At 68.6% G+C, this 18,706-nt stretch carries 17 protein-coding genes; 7 read left to right on the forward strand and 10 right to left on the reverse strand.

The annotated features are described in order from the left end of the window. Nucleotides 1–23: 23 nt before the first annotated feature. Nucleotides 24–728 carry a beta-ketoacyl-ACP reductase gene (gene fabG, locus BAY61_RS17170; RefSeq protein WP_091805111.1) on the reverse strand — a complete coding sequence of 235 codons (705 nt, stop codon included), beginning with the start codon at nucleotides 726–728 and terminating at the stop codon, nucleotides 24–26. 147 nt (nucleotides 729–875) lie between these two features. On the opposite strand from fabG, the gene BAY61_RS17175 reads away from it, so the two are divergent. Together BAY61_RS17175 and BAY61_RS17180 are read left to right on the forward strand one after the other, a co-directional pair. Further along, on the forward strand, nucleotides 876–1,307 hold the full coding sequence (locus tag BAY61_RS17175; RefSeq protein ID WP_091805114.1) for an acyl-CoA thioesterase: 432 nt from the start codon (nucleotides 876–878) through the stop codon (nucleotides 1,305–1,307). 131 nt (nucleotides 1,308–1,438) lie between these two features. Further along, nucleotides 1,439–1,903 (forward strand): tRNA (cytidine(34)-2'-O)-methyltransferase, encoded by a 465-nt coding sequence (locus BAY61_RS17180; RefSeq protein ID WP_091805117.1) that lies wholly within the window; start codon nucleotides 1,439–1,441, stop codon nucleotides 1,901–1,903. 8 nt (nucleotides 1,904–1,911) lie between these two features. Here BAY61_RS17180 and BAY61_RS17185 read toward each other — a convergent pair whose 3' ends face one another. The 5 genes from BAY61_RS17185 to BAY61_RS17205 all read right to left on the reverse strand — a co-directional run bounded on the left by BAY61_RS17185 (nucleotide 1,912) and on the right by BAY61_RS17205 (nucleotide 7,045). Further along, entirely contained in the window at nucleotides 1,912–2,892 is a 981-nt protein-coding gene (locus tag BAY61_RS17185; RefSeq protein WP_091805120.1) for a VWA domain-containing protein, read from the reverse strand. After that, nucleotides 2,889–3,839 carry a DUF58 domain-containing protein gene (locus BAY61_RS17190; protein ID WP_091805123.1) on the reverse strand — a complete coding sequence of 317 codons (951 nt, stop codon included), beginning with the start codon at nucleotides 3,837–3,839 and terminating at the stop codon, nucleotides 2,889–2,891. Before BAY61_RS17190 ends, BAY61_RS17185 begins: the two co-directional genes overlap by 4 nt. A gap of 9 nt (nucleotides 3,840–3,848) precedes the next feature. Continuing rightward, nucleotides 3,849–4,916 carry an AAA family ATPase gene (locus tag BAY61_RS17195; RefSeq protein WP_091805126.1) on the reverse strand — a complete coding sequence of 356 codons (1,068 nt, stop codon included), beginning with the start codon at nucleotides 4,914–4,916 and terminating at the stop codon, nucleotides 3,849–3,851. A 132-nt stretch (nucleotides 4,917–5,048) separates the two neighbouring features. Then, on the reverse strand, nucleotides 5,049–5,645 hold the full coding sequence (gene mobA / locus BAY61_RS17200; RefSeq protein ID WP_091805129.1) for a molybdenum cofactor guanylyltransferase: 597 nt from the start codon (nucleotides 5,643–5,645) through the stop codon (nucleotides 5,049–5,051). Continuing rightward, nucleotides 5,642–7,045: an NlpC/P60 family protein gene (locus BAY61_RS17205; RefSeq protein WP_420848801.1), complete on the reverse strand. Its 1,404-nt coding sequence runs from the start codon at nucleotides 7,043–7,045 to the stop codon at nucleotides 5,642–5,644. Before BAY61_RS17205 ends, mobA begins: the two co-directional genes overlap by 4 nt. Nucleotides 7,046–7,267: 222 nt before the next feature. On the opposite strand from BAY61_RS17205, the gene BAY61_RS17210 reads away from it, so the two are divergent. The 4 genes from BAY61_RS17210 to BAY61_RS17225 all read left to right on the forward strand — a co-directional run bounded on the left by BAY61_RS17210 (nucleotide 7,268) and on the right by BAY61_RS17225 (nucleotide 13,201). Continuing rightward, nucleotides 7,268–7,756 carry a hypothetical protein gene (locus tag BAY61_RS17210; protein ID WP_091805135.1) on the forward strand — a complete coding sequence of 163 codons (489 nt, stop codon included), beginning with the start codon at nucleotides 7,268–7,270 and terminating at the stop codon, nucleotides 7,754–7,756. Next, nucleotides 7,753–9,321: a resistance to Congo red protein gene (locus BAY61_RS17215; RefSeq protein WP_176879714.1), complete on the forward strand. Its 1,569-nt coding sequence runs from the start codon at nucleotides 7,753–7,755 to the stop codon at nucleotides 9,319–9,321. Before BAY61_RS17210 ends, BAY61_RS17215 begins: the two co-directional genes overlap by 4 nt. 188 nt (nucleotides 9,322–9,509) lie before the next feature. Continuing rightward, on the forward strand, nucleotides 9,510–12,329 hold the full coding sequence (gene acnA / locus BAY61_RS17220) for an aconitate hydratase AcnA (protein WP_176879716.1): 2,820 nt from the start codon (nucleotides 9,510–9,512) through the stop codon (nucleotides 12,327–12,329). A 155-nt stretch (nucleotides 12,330–12,484) separates the two neighbouring features. After that, a complete protein-coding gene (locus tag BAY61_RS17225; RefSeq protein WP_091805140.1) occupies nucleotides 12,485–13,201 on the forward strand; it encodes a sulfite exporter TauE/SafE family protein in 717 nt (238 codons plus the stop codon). A 120-nt stretch (nucleotides 13,202–13,321) separates the two neighbouring features. On the opposite strand, the gene BAY61_RS17230 is transcribed toward BAY61_RS17225, so the two are convergent. After that, complete coding sequence (locus tag BAY61_RS17230) at nucleotides 13,322–13,948, reverse strand: TetR/AcrR family transcriptional regulator (protein WP_245865171.1); 627 nt, start codon at nucleotides 13,946–13,948, stop codon at nucleotides 13,322–13,324. A gap of 104 nt (nucleotides 13,949–14,052) precedes the next feature. On the opposite strand from BAY61_RS17230, the gene BAY61_RS17235 reads away from it, so the two are divergent. Next, nucleotides 14,053–16,287: an MMPL family transporter gene (locus BAY61_RS17235; RefSeq protein WP_245865173.1), complete on the forward strand. Its 2,235-nt coding sequence runs from the start codon at nucleotides 14,053–14,055 to the stop codon at nucleotides 16,285–16,287. Nucleotides 16,288–16,455: 168 nt separating this feature from the next. On the opposite strand, the gene BAY61_RS17240 is transcribed toward BAY61_RS17235, so the two are convergent. Genes BAY61_RS17240 through egtC form a run of 3 tightly spaced genes read right to left on the reverse strand, consistent with a single transcriptional unit; the run spans nucleotide 16,456 to nucleotide 18,705 of the window. Further along, nucleotides 16,456–16,932: a nitroreductase family deazaflavin-dependent oxidoreductase gene (locus BAY61_RS17240; protein WP_091805144.1), complete on the reverse strand. Its 477-nt coding sequence runs from the start codon at nucleotides 16,930–16,932 to the stop codon at nucleotides 16,456–16,458. Nucleotides 16,933–16,936: 4 nt separating this feature from the next. Beyond that, nucleotides 16,937–17,932: an L-histidine N(alpha)-methyltransferase gene (gene egtD, locus BAY61_RS17245; protein WP_091805147.1), complete on the reverse strand. Its 996-nt coding sequence runs from the start codon at nucleotides 17,930–17,932 to the stop codon at nucleotides 16,937–16,939. Beyond that, nucleotides 17,929–18,705, reverse strand: coding sequence for an ergothioneine biosynthesis protein EgtC (gene egtC, locus BAY61_RS17250; RefSeq protein WP_091805150.1), 777 nt, complete (start codon nucleotides 18,703–18,705; stop codon nucleotides 17,929–17,931). The genes egtD and egtC overlap by 4 nt, the downstream gene beginning before the upstream one ends. Nucleotide 18,706 lies beyond the last annotated feature (1 nt).

Raw genomic sequence — 18,706 nt, forward strand, 5'->3', positions numbered from 1 at the left:
AAGAAAACAACGGCGGCAGGGCCTCAGTGGCCCATGCCGAGCCCGCCGTCGACCGGAAGCACGGCACCGCTGATGTAGCCCGCCTCGTCGGAGGCCAGGTAGCGCACCGCGGCGGCGACGTCGGCGGGATCGCCGTAGCGGCCCGCCGGGATCTGCGCGAGCGCGGAGGAGCGCTGCTCGTCGGTGAGCTCGTTGGTCATGTCGGTGACGATGAAGCCGGGAGACACCACGTTCGCCGTGATGTTGCGGGACCCCAGTTCCCTCGTCAGCGAGCGCGCGACGCCGACGAGGCCCGCCTTGCTCGCCGCGTAGTTCACCTGTCCGGCGCCGCCGCTGAGGCCGATCACCGACGAAATGAACACGAACCGGCCCCACTTGGCCCGCAGCATGTTGCGCGAGGCGCGCTTGGCGACCCGGTAGGCACCGGAGAGGTTCGCGTCGACGACCCTGGTGAACTGCTCCTCGCTCATCCGCATCAGGAGCGTGTCATCGGTGATGCCCGCGTTGGACACCAGCACCTCGACCGGGCCCTGATGTTCCTCCACCTGCTTGAAGGCCGCGTCCACCTGCTCGGTGTCGGTGACATCGGCCTGCACACCGAAAAGGCCCTCCGGCGCCCCGGAACCCCGGTGGGTCACCGCGACCGTGTGGCCTGCCTCTGCCAACCCGCGCGCGATGGCCAACCCGATGCCGCGATTGCCGCCGGTGACCAGAACGGACCGTCCCACCAAAAACACTCCTCGTGCCGAACTTCGAACTGTCGCAGTCGTCGCCTGAGATTAGCCGTTGCCACCACGCGGCCCGCGAGCACGCCACCCGGCGAGCGCCGCCGATGACGTTCGCCACAGCGGCGATCACCGGTTACCGTGCCCAGCATGGCCGATCACCCGCGAGCGCCCGTCGTCGGAATGCCATTGCGCGTGCGCTACCACGAATGCGATCAGCAGGGCATCGTCTTCAACGCCCACTACCTCGCCTACGCCGACATGGCGGCCTTCGAGTTCTACCGGGTCGTGTTCGGATCGGCCGCCTACCTGACCGATCGCGGCATCGACATGGTGGTCGCCGAAACCACTCTGCGGTACCGGCGTTCGGCGGTGTTCGAGGACGAACTCGTCGTGAGCCTGAGCATCGAGCACATCGGCAACACCTCGCTCGTGCTCGGCATCGCCATCCACCGAGGTAACGAACTCGTGCTCGACGGCAGCAACAGGTACGTGTGGGTGGACATCGAGACGCACCGGCCGACGCCACCGCCCGAGGACGTCAGGCAGGCGCTGCGCAAGGCCGCGGAAACCGCGCGCTAGGGCCCTGGCCCCGTCTCCACGGCGGGGCCCTCCTCCGGCGTGGTCCGGTGACAGGTGAAGATGGTGCTGTCCCCACATGGCGAGCAGCGTCCGCGTGAGCGAATCACCGGTGAACAGGAGAGAGCAACACCGTGTTCCGGGTCGTCTTCTACCAGCCAGAGATCCCGCCCAACACCGGCAACGCGATCCGGCTCGCCGCCAACACCGGCTGCGAACTCCACCTGATCGAGCCACTGGGTTTTTCGTTGGAGGACAAGTATTTGCGCAGAGCCGGACTCGACTATCACGATCTCGCGCACGTCGTCGTGCACGCCGACCTCGCGAGCGCGCTGAGCGCGCTTCGTCCCTCCACTGTGTACGCCTTCACGACGAAAGCCACCGGCCGCTACACCGACGTCGCCTACGCGGCCGACGACGTGCTGCTGTTCGGGCCGGAATCCACCGGGCTGCCGGAGCACGTGCTCACCGATCCCGCGATCACCGCGTCACTGAGCCTGCCGATGCTGCCCACCTCGCGGTCGCTGAACCTCACCAACACCGCGTCGATCGTGGTCTACGAGGCGTGGCGCCAGCACGGGTTCACGGGAGCCCCCTGAACGCGCGCTCAGGGCAGTCTCTGCCCGAAGAACAGTGAACTCGCCGCGGCGGCGAACAGCGCGATCGTGCCGAGCATGACCCACGGCTTGCTGGAATCGACGTTCTTCGTCTCGTAGCCGATCTGCTCGCCGAGACTGGCGTAGACCTGCTTGAGTTCGTCGGCGGTCGCCGCCTTGTAGAAGTCGCCGCCAGACAGCCGCGCGATCTCCCTCATCGACGCGTCGTCGACCTCGACGGGGACGTCCTTGCCTTCGATCTGCACCGAGCCGTGCGAGGTGCCGAAGGAAATCGTGGTCACCGGGATGCTGGCCTGTTTGGCGACCCCGGCGGCGGTGAAGGCACCGCGAGGCGCGTACTCGTCCTGCGGCACCGTCTGCTTGCCGTCGGTCATGAGCACGATGCGGGCTGGGGGCGGTCCTTCGGCTCCGCCCACCACCGACGAGAAGCTGTCGATCGACTGCAACGCGGCGAAGATCCCCTCGCCGGTAGCCGTCGACTGGGCGAGCTTGAGGTTGTCGATGGCGTGCACGACACCATCGCGTTCGGTCGTGGGCGCCACCAGCACCGTCGCGGTACCGGCGAACGAGATGAGCCCGAGGTTGACGCCGGGGGTCAGTCCCTCCGCGAACGAGCGGGCCGCCTCCTGCGCGGCCTTGAGCCGGGTCGGTTCGACGTCGGTCGCTTCCATCGAGAGCGACACGTCGATCACGAGCATCACGGTGGCCCTGTTGCGGGGCACCTTCTGCTCGGCGGTGGGACCCGCGAGCGCGAAGGTCAGCAGGATCAGCGACACCACGAGCAGAGCAGCGGGCACGTGCCGGACCCTGTTGCGGCCCTTCGGGGTCACCCGCTCCAGCAGTTCGAGGTTGGAGAACCGCATGGTGCGCTTGCGGCGCGCCTTCATCGCGTAGACGTAACCGATGACGACGGCGCCAACGACGAGCAGCAGCAGGAGCCACCACGGCGATGCGAATCCGGTGAGGTTCACGAGCCCGCCCCCGACCAGCCACGTTTGCGGCCGACGGCGAACCGGACGATGTCGGCGATCCAGTCGGAGTCGGTGCGCAGCACCAGATGCCCCGCGCCCGCCTGCCTGAGCGCGCGGGCGACCTGGGCACGGTGTGCCTGCGCCGCCGCCGCGAATTCCTTGCGCAGCAACGCCGAGGCGTTCACCTCACGTTGCCTTCCGGTCTCCGGGTCGGCCAGCACGATCGTGCCGACCTCGGGAAGGTCCACGTCGCGTGGGTCGAGCACCTCGACGCCCACCAGGTCGTGCCGTGCCGAAAGGGCTCGCAGCGGGCGCTCCCACCGGGTGTCGCCGAGAAAATCGGAGATGACGACGGCGAGTCCCCTCCTCCGTGGTGGCCTTCGCAGTTGTTCGATGAGGTCGGTCAGGTCACCCCGCGTGCCTTCGGCCGCCCTCGGCAGCTCGGCGACCTTGCGCACCACACCGCGGGCGTGGGCGAGACCGCCGCGCGGCGGAAGCCGGACCGTGTCGGCTCCGTTGGACAGCAGCGCGCCGACGCGGTTGCCACCACCGCCGGTCAGGTGGGCGACCGCGGCGACGGCGCAGACGACCAGATCACGCTTCTCGCACACGGCGGTGCCGAAATCGAGACTGGCCGAGAGATCGGCCACGATCCAGGTCTCCAGTTCCCTGTCGGCGATCGTCTCTCTGATGTGTGGCGTCGTCGTGCGTGCGGTGACCGCCCAGTCCATGCGCCGCACGTCGTCGCCGGGCTGGTAAGGCCGTGCCTCACCGGGTTCGGAACCGGGCCCCGGCACCAGACCGAGATGGTTTCCCTGCAACAGTCCGTCGAGCCTGCGGCGGACGTCGAGTTCCAGCGTGCGCAGCCCGGCGTCGAGCCGGTCGCCGCGGAGTACCGGCGGAGCCCATCCGGGCCTGCCGCCCTTGGCATCGTTGATGGCACCCATGACCGCCCGCTACCTGCCGGGCACACCTGCCGCTACCGGCTGCCCGCCGCCGCCCTGCGGCCGGGCGGACACCTGGGGCAGCGGAACGGTTTGCAGGATCCGGTTGATGATGTGGTCCAGCGGCACGCCGTCGGCCAGCGCGTCGTAGGACAGCACCAGCCGGTGCCGCAACACGTCCGGTACGACGTCGACGACGTCCTGCGGCAGCACGTAGTCCCTGCCCCTGACGAGCGCGATCGCCCTGGCCGCCGCGATGATGCCGAGGCTCGCCCTCGGCGAGGCACCGTAGGAGACCCAGCCGGCGACGTCGGCGAGCCCGTGCTCGGCCGGCGTGCGCGTGGCCAGCACGAGCCGCACGACGTAGTCGACGAGCGCGTGGTGCACGAACACCTGTGCGGCGACTCCCTGCAACCTCACCAGTTCGGCGGGGCTGAGCACCTCGTGTGGCTCAGGCGGGGTCACCCCCATCCGGTAGACGATCTCGCGTTCCTCCTCCGCCGTCGGGTACTCCACGACGATCTTGAACAGGAACCGGTCGCGCTGGGCTTCCGGCAGCGGATAGACGCCCTCGTTCTCGATGGGGTTCTGCGTCGCCAGCACCAGGAACGGATCGGGCATCGCGAAGGTCTGGCCACCGATCGACACGTGCCGTTCGGCCATGATCTCCAGCATCGCCGACTGCACCTTGGCCGGTGCCCTGTTGATCTCGTCGGCGAGGACGAAGTTGGCGACGACCGGTCCGAGTTCGACGTCGAACTTCTCGCTGGACTGCCGGTAGATGCGGGTGCCGAGGATGTCGGCTGGCACGAGGTCGGGCGTGAACTGCACCCTGGAGAACGAGCCGCCGACGACCTTGGCGAAGGTCTCCACCGCGAGCGTCTTGGCGACGCCGGGCACGCCCTCCAGCAGCAGGTGTCCCTTGGCCAGCAGCCCCACCAGCATGCGTTCCACGAGCCGGTCCTGCCCGACGATGACACGTTTGACCTCGAACACGGTGCGCTCAAGCAACTGGGCGTCCCGTGCCGGTGTGTCCGGCTGTGCCGGTGCCGCGCCGTCGGAGTAGCCGGGCTCGGTCACACCTACCTCCTCGCTGGTGATCTTTGCCGTACGCCGTGTGACCGTACCCGTTACGCCGAGCACGGTTGACCGCGACCGTATCGCTTCAGCCAACTCGTCAGGCGGTATGACGCCTGTGAAGCGTTTCGCGGCCTATGCCGGGTCCAGATCGTCGCGCGTATCCACGTCGTCGGCCTCCCCTGGCAGCGCCAGGACGTCCACAATGGACAACCGGCCGAGCGTGTTCCTCAGCGCGGCGCCTTCCGGTTCGGCGGGAAGGCTGGCCCGCAGTGCCGTCCCGCGCCAGGCACCGAGCAACCACTGGCGGCGGCCCGTCGCGTCGACCAGTACGGCGCCGTCGGCGTCATCACGCGCGCTCAGCGCGCCGAGCAGCCGCGAGACCGTGCCGGGCGCGATCCCCGGCAGGTCGGAGGCCAGTACGACGACGATCCCGGTACCGGCGAACGGAAGCCCGGCGGCCAGCGCGGCCACCGGCCCGGTTCCCGGCGGATCCTCGCGGACCCAGTGCACGCCGGGAAGCCCGTCCCTGCGCGGGCCGACCACGACGATCCGGAGTGCCCCTTCCAGCGCCGCGACGGCGCGGTAGAGCATCGGCATGCCGCCGACCTCAAGCATGGGTTTGTCGATGCCGCCGAGTCTGCGCGCGGCCCCTCCCGCCAGCACGATGCCGGAGAACGCGGGGAACGCGCCCCGTTCTCCCCTGCTTCTCTCCGGCGAGTCGGTGCTCAACCGATCAGACGAGTCGCGTACGGCATGATGTCGCCGTAGCGTACCGGCGCGACCCGCACGACCCCACCCGAGTACGGGGCCTCGATCATCTGCCCGTTGCCGAGGTAGAGCGCGACGTGGTGGATGCCGCCTGGACCCCAGAACAGCATGTCGCCCCTCTGCATCTGGGAAAGCGGGACCTGCCTGCCCGAGGTGTACTGATAGCCGCTGTAGTGCGGCAGTGCCTTCACACCCGCGAAGGCGTAGATCATGAGGCCCGAACAGTCGAAGCCGACCTTCATGTAGTCGCCGTAACTGTCGGCGACGCCGCCGTCCCTGATGCCGTAGGTCGGGCCGGAGGCGTTGCCGCCTCCCCAGGCGTAGGTGACCCCCAGCTGGGACATGGCTCGCGCGATGACCGTCTCGACACCGGCTCCCACCGGGGCGGACGGCGCGGGAGCGGGCGCCGGAGCGGACACGGCCGCGGTGCCGCCCGAACCGCTGCTCGCCGCGGCGGCAGCGGCAGCGGCGGCCCGCTCCTCTTCTTCTCGCTGCTTCTGGGCAAGCCAGTCCTCGTACTGCGCCCGCTGGCCTTCCAGTCCGTCGACATCGGCCTGCGCCGCGCTGAGCTGATCCTCCACGCGGGACCGTTCGGCTTCCAGTTCCTTGGTGCGATCGGCCTGGTCCCGCTGGGCGGCGATGGCCGTGGCCCGAGCGGCGTCGGCGGCTGTCTTGGCCGATTCGGCCTCACCCTTGCGCTCCTGCGCGATCTGGTAGGCCTCGCGGGCCGCGGCGTCCTTGTTGGACTTCTCGATTCGCGCCTGCTGCATTCCCTCCAGCGCGTGCAGTTCGCTGCCGCCGACGGCTTGCAGGAGCTGAGATCGCGCGAGCAGGTCCTTCGGCGTTTCAGAGCCGAGGTACGCGCTGACCGAACCGATGGTGCTGCCCTGCTGATAGCTGCCGGCGATGAACTTGTCGAGCTTGGCCCGCGCGCTCTCGATGTCGGCCGCGGCGGCGTCGGCTTCTTGCCTGGCGACGGCGACCTGTGCCTCCGCGTCACTCGCGGCCTCCTGCGCCGCCTGGAGATCGACCAGCGCCTTGTTGGCCTGTTCCATCTTGAACTCGACGTCGGTTCGCAGATCGGCCAGCCGCGATTCGGCCTGCGCGAGACTGCTGGTGAGTTCGCCGACCTCGTTGGCCTTGTCGTCGGCCGCCTGCCTGCCCTCGGCCAGCTCCGCGTCGGTCGGGTTGTCCGGCGGAGGTGGCACCGCCATCCCGGTGCCGGTCACGCCGAGCAGGGAGGCGATGGCCAGTGAGCCGACGACGACACCACGGCGCACACCGGTCGCCCCGCCCGCCGCGCGTGCTGTCCGCCGCGGGCCCGCCGGTGTCGTGATCCGCCATCCTGGTCCGATCGGCACAGCCGCCACCTCCCCTTTTGGTCCATTCGGACTCTGCCACCTGAACCACTCCCACACCATGCACCTCCTCCGAAACAGCGGTATCAGCGGCCACATTTCCCCGTTACGGGGGATATCGGACATCACCGGATCGGGGTGCGAGAGTATGACCGCCGGAGGTGAACCGGCCATCCGAGCGGAATGCCGTCAGGCAGCCGTGCACCGATCAGGGGAGTCAGGAACATGCCGAACACGCGACCGGTCGCGGCGTACGTGCTCGCGACGCTGTCGTCACTGGGGCTGGCCGTCGCGATAGCCGGCGCGTTCCTGCCGTGGTTCTACTCCGGAGCGGTCGAGCGCAACAGCTTCCAGGCGGTCGGACTCGTCGATCACTTCGAACTGCTCGACAACGCTTTCGCCGCCCCGCTGCTGCGAGGCTGGGTGGCCCTGCCGCTGATCAGCACGGTGTGCGTCGCGCTCTACGCGCTCAGAATCCTGCGCACGGCCGCCGCCATCGTGACCGTACTGTCACTTCTCATCGGAACCGTCGCCGCGCTCGCGCTCGTCCAAGGCAGCGGCGAAGCCGGAATGGTCGGGGTGACCACGATCGGTCCTCTCATCACAGCCACCGGCATGACCATCGCGCTCGTCGCGGCGCTCGGTGTATTCGGCACCGCGCGCGGCAAACGCACCGGCAGCGCAGCGAACACAGGAGCAGGGGTGCAACCGTGACCAGTCCAGGTCAGGGCGATCAATGGCCCAACCAGCAGCCAGACCCGGCACAACAGGGACAAGGCTGGCAGCAACAACCGCAGCAGCCCTACGGGCAGTACGGCGAGCAGCAAGCCGCAGGCCAGCAATACGGCCAGTACGGTGACCAGAGCGGCCAGCCAGGCCAGTACGGGACTCAGCAATTCGGGGCCCAGCAATACGGTCAGCCCTACGAACAGCAGCCGTACGGCACCGCGCAATACCCACAGCAGGGGGCTTACGGGCAACCGCCCTACGACCCGCAGGCCGGTTACGGGCAGCAGGGTTACGGACAACCGCCCGCCGCCTACGCGCCGCGGCAGCAGCCCAAGGCCAAGCGCGGGCTGATCGTCGGGCTTGTCGTCGCTCTCGTCGTCGCGGCCGGTGGCGTCGCCGCGTGGTTCGCCTTCTTCCAGAGCGACTCCGTCGCCGCCGGCGCGGACACACCGAACGAAGCCGCGATAAATCTGGCCACCTCGTTCGGCAACGGTGACGTGGTGGGCATGCTCGGCACGCTGGCCCCGGCGGAGGCCTCACTGTTCACCGACTCGGTCATGCAGGGCACCGAGGAACTCAAGCGGCTCGGAGTACTCACCGGGGACGCCGATCCCTCCGCGCTGTCCGGCATCGAGCTGACCGCGGAGAATCTGAAGTTCGACGAGGCGGGCGCCGAGAAGATCAACGACCACCTCACGATCACGAAACTGGTCGACGGCACGATCACGGCCAAGGGCGACCTCGGCCTGGTTCCGTTCACCAGCGACTACAAGGACGTGATCAAGCGGGCGGCCACCGGCGAGGGCTACCCGGAGAAGACGGAGGACACGCTCGACATCGGCGAGCACGTCGCCGACTCAGGTGAGCCGCTGCGCATCGCCACGGTCAACGTGGACGGCGAGTGGTATCCGAGCCTCCTGTACACGATGGCCGACAATTTCCTTTACGAGACCGGCACCCCGTGGCCGAGCCAGTCGATCGAGGCCAAGGGCGCCGGCTCGCCCGCCGAAGCGGTGCGGGGAATCGCCCAGTCCGCGCTCGACGGCGACATCAGGGGCGTCATCGCGCTGCTGCCTCCCGGCGAGATGAGTGTCGTGCACGACCTGGGCCCGCTGCTGACCGACGAGATCGGTTCCCCGGGCTCCTCGGGAGCGAAGATCACGAACCTGGACACCGAGACCAGTGAGGTCAGGGGCGGAACCAGGGTCACGATCAACGGTGTCGAGCTGGAGATCGAGCGCATGGGCACCATCAAGATCGTCAAGGACGGTGACTGCTACCAGGCCGACTTCCGGGGCGCGAGCCAGCAGTTCTGCGCCGACGACCTGATCGCGGAGGCCAGCGACGATGGCGACCTTCCTCCCGAGGCGGTGTCGACAATCAGCAACCTCGCGAAGGGCGTGCTCGGCCAGGGCCTGGGAATCGTGACCACCGAGGTCGACGGCGCGCACTACGTGAGCCCCGTGCGCACGATCAGCGAGCTGAGCCTGACGTTCCTGCGCAGCCTCGAACCCGAGGACATGAAGGCACTCATCGAAGCGGCCGACTGACGGCCTCCACCGAGTGAACCCGCGAAGGGCCCGGTACCACGTCGTGGCGCCGGGCCCTTCGGCTACCTCCCCTTGAACCCAAAACAGGACACGCGTACTGTTTACGGCGCAGGGCGTCAACGAGCCCACCTCTGCGGGCGCGACGGGGGTGCGCGAGACTCGGCCTGCTGACCCCGAACAACCGCCGCATGGAGTTAGACGTGACTGCACCTGCCAGCAAGGACAGCTTCGGCGCTCGCGACACGCTGAAGGTCGGTGACGCCTCCTACGAGGTGTTCCGCCTGAACAAAGTCGAAGGCTCGGAGCGTCTCCCCTACAGCCTGAAGATCCTGCTAGAGAACCTGTTGCGGACCGAGGACGGTGCCAACATCACCGCCGGGCACATCCGCGCGCTCGCCGGCTGGGATCCCAAGGCCGAACCGTCCACCGAGATCCAGTTCACCCCTGCCAGGGTGATCATGCAGGACTTCACGGGCGTGCCCTGTGTCGTCGACCTCGCCACGATGCGCGAGGCGGTCACCGAACTCGGTGGCGACCCCGACAAGGTCAACCCGCTGGCACCCGCCGAACTGGTCATCGACCACTCCGTGATCATCGACGTGTTCGGCCGTGCCGACGCCTTCGAGCGCAACGTCGAGATCGAGTACGAGCGCAACCGCGAGCGCTACCAGTTCCTGCGCTGGGGCCAGAACGCCTTCCAGGAGTTCAAGGTCGTTCCTCCCGGCACCGGCATCGTGCACCAGGTCAACATCGAATACCTCGCGCGCACCGTCATGGCCCGCAACGGCCAGGCCTACCCCGACACCTGTGTCGGCACCGACTCGCACACCACGATGGTCAACGGGCTGGGCGTGCTCGGCTGGGGCGTCGGTGGCATCGAGGCGGAGGCGGCGATGCTCGGCCAGCCGGTCTCGATGCTCATCCCCCGCGTCGTCGGCTTCAAGCTCACCGGTGAGATCCCGGCCGGAGCGACCGCCACCGACGTCGTGCTCACCATCACCGAGATGTTGCGCAAGCACGGCGTCGTCGGCAAGTTCGTCGAGTTCTACGGCGACGGGGTCGGCGCGGTGCCGCTGGCCAACCGCGCCACGATCGGCAACATGAGCCCCGAGTTCGGCTCGACCGCCGCGATCTTCCCCATCGACGGCGAGACCCTGCGTTACCTGACGCTGACCGGGCGCCCCGCCGAGCAGCTCGCGCTCGTCGAGGCCTACGCCAAGGAGCAGGGTCTCTGGCACGACCCCGCGCACGAGCCGGTGTACTCGGAGTACCTCGAACTCGATCTGTCCACAGTGGTCCCCTCGATCGCGGGGCCGAAGCGGCCGCAGGACCGCATCGAGCTGACCGACTCCAAGTCCTCCTTCCGCAAGTCGCTGCACGACTACGTCGAGGAGAACTACCCCGTTCCGCACACCAAGGTGGACGAAGCCTCCGAGGAGTCCTTCCCCGCGAGCGACGCGCCTTCGCTGTCGTTCGCCGACGAGGACGCCGTCGCCGCGCACTCGGCCGCCAACGGTTCGTCGGGTCGGCCGAGCAAGCCCGTCACGGTGACCTCGGACGAACGTGGCGAGTTCGTGCTCGACCACGGCGCCGTGGTGATCGCCTCGATCACCTCGTGCACCAACACCTCCAACCCCTCGGTGATGCTCGGCGCGGCGCTGCTGGCCCGAAACGCCGTCGAGAAGGGCCTCTCGGTCAAGCCATGGGTCAAGACCTCGATGGCACCCGGCTCGCAGGTCGTCACCAACTACTACGAGAAAGCCGGTCTGTGGCCCTACCTGGAGAAGCTGGGCTACCACCTCGTCGGCTACGGCTGCACGACGTGCATCGGCAACTCGGGCCCGCTGCCGGACGAGATCTCGGCCGCCGTGCAGGACAACGACCTCACCGTCGTATCGGTGCTGTCCGGTAACCGCAACTTCGAGGGCCGGATCAACCCCGACGTCAAGATGAACTACCTCGCCTCGCCACCGCTGGTGATCGCCTACGCGCTGGCCGGAACGATGGACTTCGACTTCGACGAGCAGCCGCTTGGCACGGACGCTGACGGCAACGCCGTGTTCCTGAAGGACATCTGGCCCTCGCCGCAGGAAATCCAGCAGACCATCGACAAGGCCATCACGCAGGAGATGTTCACCAAGGACTACGCGGACGTCTTCGACGGTGGCGAGCGCTGGAAGTCGCTGCCGACACCGGAGGGCAAGACCTTCGCGTGGGACGCCGAGTCGACCTACGTGCGCAAGCCTCCGTACTTCGAGGGCATGGCGGCGGAACCGGCTCCGGTCACCGACATCAGCGGCGCGAGGGTGCTCGCGCTGCTCGGCGACTCGGTGACGACCGACCACATCTCACCGGCCGGTGCGATCAAGGCCGACTCCCCCGCCGGCCGGTACTTGCAGGAGCACGGCATCGAGCGCAAGGACTTCAACTCCTACGGTTCCCGCCGCGGCAACCACGAGGTGATGATCCGGGGCACGTTCGCCAACATCCGGCTGCGCAACCAGTTGCTCGACGACGTGCAGGGCGGCTACACGAGGGACTTCACCAAGGACGGCGCGCCGCAGTCGTTCATCTACGACGCGGCCCAGAACTACGCCGAAGCCGGTACTCCGCTCGTCGTGCTCGGCGGCAAGGAGTACGGCTCGGGTTCGTCGCGGGACTGGGCCGCGAAGGGCACCAGCCTGCTTGGCGTCCGCGCGGTGATCACCGAGTCCTTCGAGCGCATCCACCGGTCCAACCTCATCGGCATGGGTGTGATCCCGTTGCAGTTCCCCGAGGGGCAGTCGGCGAAGTCGCTGGGCCTCGACGGTACCGAGACCTACGACATCGCGGGCATCACCAAGCTCAACGACGGTGAGACGCCGGGGTCGGTCGCGGTCACGGCGACGAGGGCGGATGGTTCCAAGGTGGAATTCGACGCGGTGGTGCGCATCGACACCCCCGGTGAGGCGGACTACTACCGCAACGGCGGCATCCTGCAGTACGTGCTGCGCAAGATGACTGCCTGAGATCCCGCACTCACGAGCGCCGTCGCGGCCCGTGACAGTGCTATGAACGATCCGGCGCCGGTACCCGGCGCCGGATCGTTCTGTGTCGCGGGGTTGCGGGAGGCACTGGTGCACGAAGGCGGGACCTGGGCGAGCGGTGCGGGGCGGACGGCGCCGTGAGCACCCCGGATCTGCTCGTGGGACTGGTGGTCGCGGTCGGCGCGATCGTGCAGGGTGCCGTCGGCTACGGCATGAACCTGCTCGCCGTGCCACTGGCCGCGCTGATCGAACCCGCTTTCATCCCGGTGCCGCTCATGCTCATCGCCAGCACGCACGGCCTGCTGACCATGGTCAGGGAGTACCGGGACATCGACTGGCGGGGCGTGTGGTGGGCGATGTCGGGCAGGGTACCCGGCACGGCGCTTGGCGTGCTCGCCGTCGCGACCCTCGCCGACGGCCCGTTCTCGATGGTCGTCGGGACGGCCGTGCTCACCTGCGTCGTGTTGTCGGTGCTTTCCTGGCGGCCCCGGCCCGACCCTGGACCATTGCTTGTCGCCGGAGTCGCCAGCGGGACCTTCGGCACCGCGGCTTCGATTGGCGGCCCCCCGATCGCGTTGTTGTACCAGCACAGTTCCGGCCCCAGGATTCGCGCGACGCTCGCGGCCTGCTTCGGCCTGGGAACTCTGCTTTCACTGGCGGGACTGGGCATCGGCGGGCAACTGCACCCGCATCAGTTCGTGCTCGCCGCGTGGTTGCTGCCGTTTCTGCTCGCCGGTTTCCTGTTGTCGGGACCGCTGCGCAGGTGGCTGGACGGCGGGAGGATCAGGGTTGCCGTGCTCGGCGTCGCGGCGATCAGCGCGACGATGCTCATCCTGCGCGGCGCGCTTGCCTGAGCGCGAGTCCCCCGCCCAGGACGGCGAGATCCGCACTCAGGACCGTGAGATCCGCAGTCAGAACGGCGAGTTCGGCGCTCAGGACGGCGAGTTGCCTGCTCGGTCCGGGCCGTGGCGCCGCTACGCGGTTCCCGGTTCGCCGATGACCGGATCGAGGTAGCCGAGCAACGCCTCGCGTAGTTCGCCGATCCAGATCTCGCGTTCGGCTTCCGGCGCCGCGACCACCGTGGACAGCAGCGCGCCGAAGATCTGGGTCGCGACGATCGCGACGGTGCGCACCCGGTCGGCCGGCAACGCGGGCACCCGCGTCTGGACCACCTCGGAGATCCTGCCGACGACCGCCTGGTGCAGCTTCCTTGTCGGCGCCGAGAGCCGTTCCGGCATGTCGGTGGCCGCGAACAGCGCCTTGAACCCCGGATTGGCGATGTTGACCTCGATCATCGGCGTCACCATGCGATCGATCAGCTCGGGCAGCGGCAAGCTCGCGAAGCCGGGATCGAACGCCTTCTCGTGCGCGGCTCGCAGGGCTGTCTGGTAGCGCTGGGCCAGCGTCTCGGCGATGGCCTCCTTGTTCGCGAAGAACTGGTACAGGGTTCCCGGAGAGACACCGGCGCGAGCCGCGATGGCGTTCGTGGTCGCCTTCGCGTAGCCGGCCTCGGCGAAGACCTCGGCCGCCGCGTCGGCGATCTGCTCCATCCTGCGCACCCCACGTGCTTGCCGCTTGCGTTGCGCCTGCTCTTCGGGCACCAAGCCTCCCCGTTTGACAAACACGAGCAAACGCTCGTAATTTTGAACGCGAGCAATCGCTCGCATTTCGCTTGAGTCTAGCGCCACCCCGAGGAGCTGTCGTCGTGTCCCTGTCCCCTCCGCTCACTTCCCGGCCGCCGGTGCTGGAACGGCTCGGCCGGTTCGCCGTGCGCCGCCGCCGGTGGGTGCTGCTCGTCGGCGCCCTCGTCACGGTCGCGGCCGGTGTCTTCGGCGCCGGTGCGCTCAACGCCCTGTCACTGTCCAGAATCGACGCGCCGGGCTCGGAGTCCGACCGCGCTCGCACCGTGCTCGCGGAACAGTTCGACACCGGTCCCGCCAACCTCGTCTTCCTCGTCACGGCGACCGAGGGCACCGTGGACGATCCCGCCGTCGCCGCCGAGGGAGAACGACTCACCCGCGCCCTGGCCGGAGAACAGGGCGTGTCGGAAGCCGGGTCCTACTGGTCCCGCGGCGACAGCCCCGCCCTGCGCAGCGAGGACGGCACCCAAGCGCTCGTGCTGGTCAGGGTGCCCGGTGAGGTCAACGAGGCACGCGAGCGCGTCGGCGAACTCGCCGAGCGCTACGCCGTTTCCTCCGGCACCGTCCAGGTAGCCGCCGGCGGGCAGGACGAGGTCTTCCGCGAGATCGGCGCGCAATCGCGACAGGACTTCCTGCGCGCCGAGATCATCGTTATCCCACTCGTGCTGATCCTGCTCATCCTGTTCTACCGCCGCGTGACACTGGCGCTGGTCACTCTCGGCATCGGTGTCTTCGCGATCGTCGGCACGCTCGCCGCGCTGCGCGGGGTGGCGAGCTTCACCAGCGTCTCCACCTTCGCGGCCAACATCGCGCTGGTCATGGGGCTCGCGCTGGGCGTCGACTACTGCCTGTTCCTCATCGCGAGGTTCCGCGAGGAACTGCGCCGTGGTGCCGACGTGCCCGACGCCGTGGTGACCTCGGTGAAGACGGCGGGCCGCACCGTACTGTTCAGCGGGCTCACCGTCGCGATCTCACTGCTGGCGCTCATGCTGTTCCCGTTGCCGTTCCTGCGTTCCTTCGGCTACGGCGGTGCCTTCGTGGTCATCACCGCCGTCGCCGGGGCCCTCGTTCTGCTGCCCGCCGCGCTGGCCGTACTGGGCCACAGGGCCGCCGAGCGAGGCGGCGCGAAACGCGGCGACAACAGCGAAAGCGGTGTGTGGTTCCGGCTCGCGGGGGCGGTCATGCGCCGCCCCGTGCTGACCGGTGGGCTCATGCTGATCGTCGTACTCGCACTGGCCGCACCGGTCACCGGCCTGCGGTTCGGAATGCCAGACGCGCGCATCCTGCCCGCCGATTCCAGCAGCAGGGCCATGGCCGACGAGGTGCGCACGAACTTCGGCCAGGAGGAATCCGACGCCCTGTTCGCCGTCGCGCCCGGCGCCACCGAAGGCGGCATGGCGGCCTACGCGAGCGAACTGTCCAGAGTGGACGGTATTGCTCAGGTGGACTCCTCGGCGGGAACCTTCACCGGCGGCACGCTTACCGCACCAGCCGAACCCGGCAGGTTCTCCACCGGCGAAGGCGACTACGTCGTCGCCATTCCCACGAACGAAGCCCTCGACGGCGACGCGGTCGCGCTTGTCGAAAATGTGCGCGCCGTGCAGGCTCCGTTCGACGTACTCGTCGGCGGCACCCCCGCCGAGATGGCCGACTGGCGGGGCGAGATGACCGACCGGCTGCCTCTTGTGCTGGTGACCATTCTGGTGCTGACGTTCATCATCCTGTTCCTCATGACGGGCAGCATTCTGCTGCCGCTCAAGGCCACCGTGCTGAATCTGCTCAGCATGGGCGTCATGTTCGGGGTACTGGTGTGGGTGTTCCAGGACGGAAACCTCTCCGGCCTGCTCGGATTCACGCCAACCGGCAGCCTCGAATCCAGCATTCCCATTCTGATGTTCTGCATCGTCTACGGGCTGTCCATGGACTACGAGGTGTTCATCGTGTCCAGGATCAGGGAGGAGTTCCTGCGCACCGGCGACGCCTCGGCCGCCGTGCCGCTCGGCCTCCAGCGCAGTGCACCGCTCATCACGACCGCCGCGGTCATCCTCGCCGCCTCGTTCGCGGTGTACACCACGGGCGGGGTCGTGTACCTCAAGATGATCGGGGTCGGGATGGCCGTCGCCGTGCTCGTCGACGCACTGCTGATCAGGGGAATTCTGCTACCTGCCTTCATGCGGCTGGCGGGCGGGGCCAACTGGTGGGCACCGGCACCGCTGCGACGGCTGCACGAGCGATTCGGGCTCGCCGAGGAGACGCCCCGGCCCGCCACGCGCGCCGACGCCCTCGATCCGGTCCACTGAGGACGGAGCAGGAGCAATCCCGGCTCACGCCGGAATCCGGGTGCGGGACCGGGGCCACGTCGCCCCGGTCTCGCACCGGGCGCGCCCCCGCGACCGGAGGCCGTGGCGGCGCGCCCGGTGCGTCCGGACACGGATGCCGCTGGCCTGGATGCGGATCTCGGCGAGCTCTTAGCCGTTTCGCCTGCTCAGCAGAAATATGGGGAGATCCCGGTCGGCCGCCGAACGCTCCATCGCGTAGCCGGGCCAGAACCGCAGCAATTCCCGCCACATGTCGTCGTGTTCGGCACCGGTCAATTCCCTGGCCGTCACCGCGACGACCTTTCCCTTGATCTCGACGGTCGCGTCCGGATTCCGGCGCAGGTTGAACGTCCACCCCGGATCGCGTTCCCTGCCCCAGTTCGACCCGGTGATCACATAGTCGGCCGCGTGCGGGTAGTACAGCAGGTTGGTGCTGCGTGGCTGCCCGGTCTTGCGGCCCAGCGTCGTCAGCCGCAACGACGGCAGGCCCGCGATCGCGACGAGGCTGATCCGGCCCTTGGACAGACGATACAACCGGGTGTCGGCCCAGATGATCGCTGCGGCGGCTTTCATCAGCCAGGGCCGAGTTCCCAGTCGTCTCGCCAACGCGGGTAACGGGTTGCGCATTCTCCTATTCGATCATGCCACCGGCTCCGTCCGTCGCGCACGACAGCGAAACGCCGAACCTGCCTTCCTCGTCGGTCCACCACCGGTCGAGCCGGAACCCCGCTTCCGCCAGCTCCGCGCGCACGCCTTCTTGCCGGAACTTGACGGAGATCTCGGTGCGGATGTATTCGCCTTCGGCGAACTCGACCTCGATGCCCGCGCCCGGCACCCGTACCTTCATGGGTTTCCTGGCGCGAAGCCGCATTTCGATCCACTCGTTACCGGCGTCCCAGTAGGAGACGTGCTCGAAGGCGCCGGGATCGAAATCGGCGCCGAGGCGCTCGTTGATCACCGCCAGGACGTTCCTGTTGAATTCGGCGGTCACGCCCTCGCGGTCGTCGTAGGCTCGTTCGAGGGTTTCTCTTTCCTTGACGAGATCGGTCCCCAGCAGCAGCCACTCCCCCGGATCCAGCACCTCCCTGACCGAACGGAGGAACTTCGCCCTGTCCAGGGGCAGGAAGTTGCCGATGGTGCCGCCGAGGAACGCGACCAGCCTCGGCCGTTCGCCAGGCAGCAGGTCCAGATGCTCGGTGAAGTCGCCGACGACGCCGTGCACGGCGAGCGCGGGGTGTTCCTTCGCGATGGCCCGCGCGGCCTCGGCCAGCGCCGATTCCGACACGTCCAGCGGCACGAACGTCCGCAGCGTTCCGTGCGCGCCGAGCGCGTCGAGCAGCAGCCGGGTCTTCTCACTCGACCCCGAACCCAGTTCGACCAGGGTGTGTGCCGCGGTGATGTCCGCGATACCGGCCGCGTGCCCGCGCAGGATCTCCCGTTCCGCGCGGGTTGGATAGTACTCGGGCAATTCCGTGATGCGCTCGAACAGCGCGCTGCCCCGCGCATCGTAAAACCACTTGGCCGGTAACCATTTCCGCTTCGCCCTCAGCCCTTCGCGCACGTCGGCGCGCAGTGCCTCGGTGATGTCGGTACCGCTGCGATGCACGTCGAGATCCATGTCGCTCACCCGAGCCTCCGGTCTGCCGAGATGGGTATCAGTGCGGTACTCGGGGCCGCGCCGGGCCGCTCTCGCCTGGCCACGACGGCGTGCCACTGCGGAACCGGTCGCCAGTCCGGGTTCCCGTCCACCGGCTCCGACGCGATCAGCACGCCCCGCTCGTCTTCGAGGACCGACAGCGCGTGTGTCCACGCGGTACCGATCACCACGTCGGCCCCGGCGAGCAGCAGGTTGAGCCGGGAACCCGGCGCCGCACGCTCCACCTCGGCCACCAGGGAGATGACCGAGGCGACCGGGTCGGCACCGGCCCGCAGCCGTTCCGCCAGCAGGGTCCAGAGCAACGCCGAGTCGGTGGCGGCCTCCATGGTGAGCACCCTGGTGATGGGTAGTTTCTCCGCCAGCCCGGCCACCGAATCGGGCCACCCGCGCACCACACCGTTGTGGCTGAACAGCCAGTGATCGTCGGCGAAGGGCGCGCACGCGGCCTCGGTGACCGGCATCCCCGGCGTACCCGAGCGGACGGCGGCGACGAACGCTCCGGACCGGACGGTTCCGGCGAGCCCGCGCAGGGTACCGTCCGTCCACAACGGACCCGCTCTGCGATAGCTCACCGGCGCGCGGTCACCGGTGAACCAGCCGAGCCCGAACCCGTCGGCGTTGACGGTTCCGCCCTCCCGCATGTCCTTCGGGGCATAGGACTGCACCAGCAGCGCGTGCTCCGATTCGAACACCGGTCCCGAGGGCGAACTCGGCGCACCGAGGTAGGCGAGATGACGGCACACG

The organism is Prauserella marina, assembly GCF_002240355.1.
GTDB classification, from domain to species: Bacteria; Actinomycetota; Actinomycetes; order Mycobacteriales; family Pseudonocardiaceae; genus Prauserella_A; species Prauserella_A marina.

Excerpts from the sequence above, each read along its gene's own strand:
- BAY61_RS17175 (WP_091805114.1), top strand. The coding sequence starts at position 876 with ATGGCCGATCACCCGCGAGCGCCCGTCGTCGGAATGCCATTGCGCGTG.
- BAY61_RS17190 (WP_091805123.1), bottom strand. The coding sequence starts at position 3,839 with ATGGGTGCCATCAACGATGCCAAGGGCGGCAGGCCCGGATGGGCTCCG.
- BAY61_RS17210 (WP_091805135.1), top strand. The coding sequence starts at position 7,268 with ATGCCGAACACGCGACCGGTCGCGGCGTACGTGCTCGCGACGCTGTCG.
- acnA (WP_176879716.1), top strand. The coding sequence starts at position 9,510 with ATGGAGTTAGACGTGACTGCACCTGCCAGCAAGGACAGCTTCGGCGCT.
- BAY61_RS17240 (WP_091805144.1), bottom strand. The coding sequence starts at position 16,932 with ATGCGCAACCCGTTACCCGCGTTGGCGAGACGACTGGGAACTCGGCCC.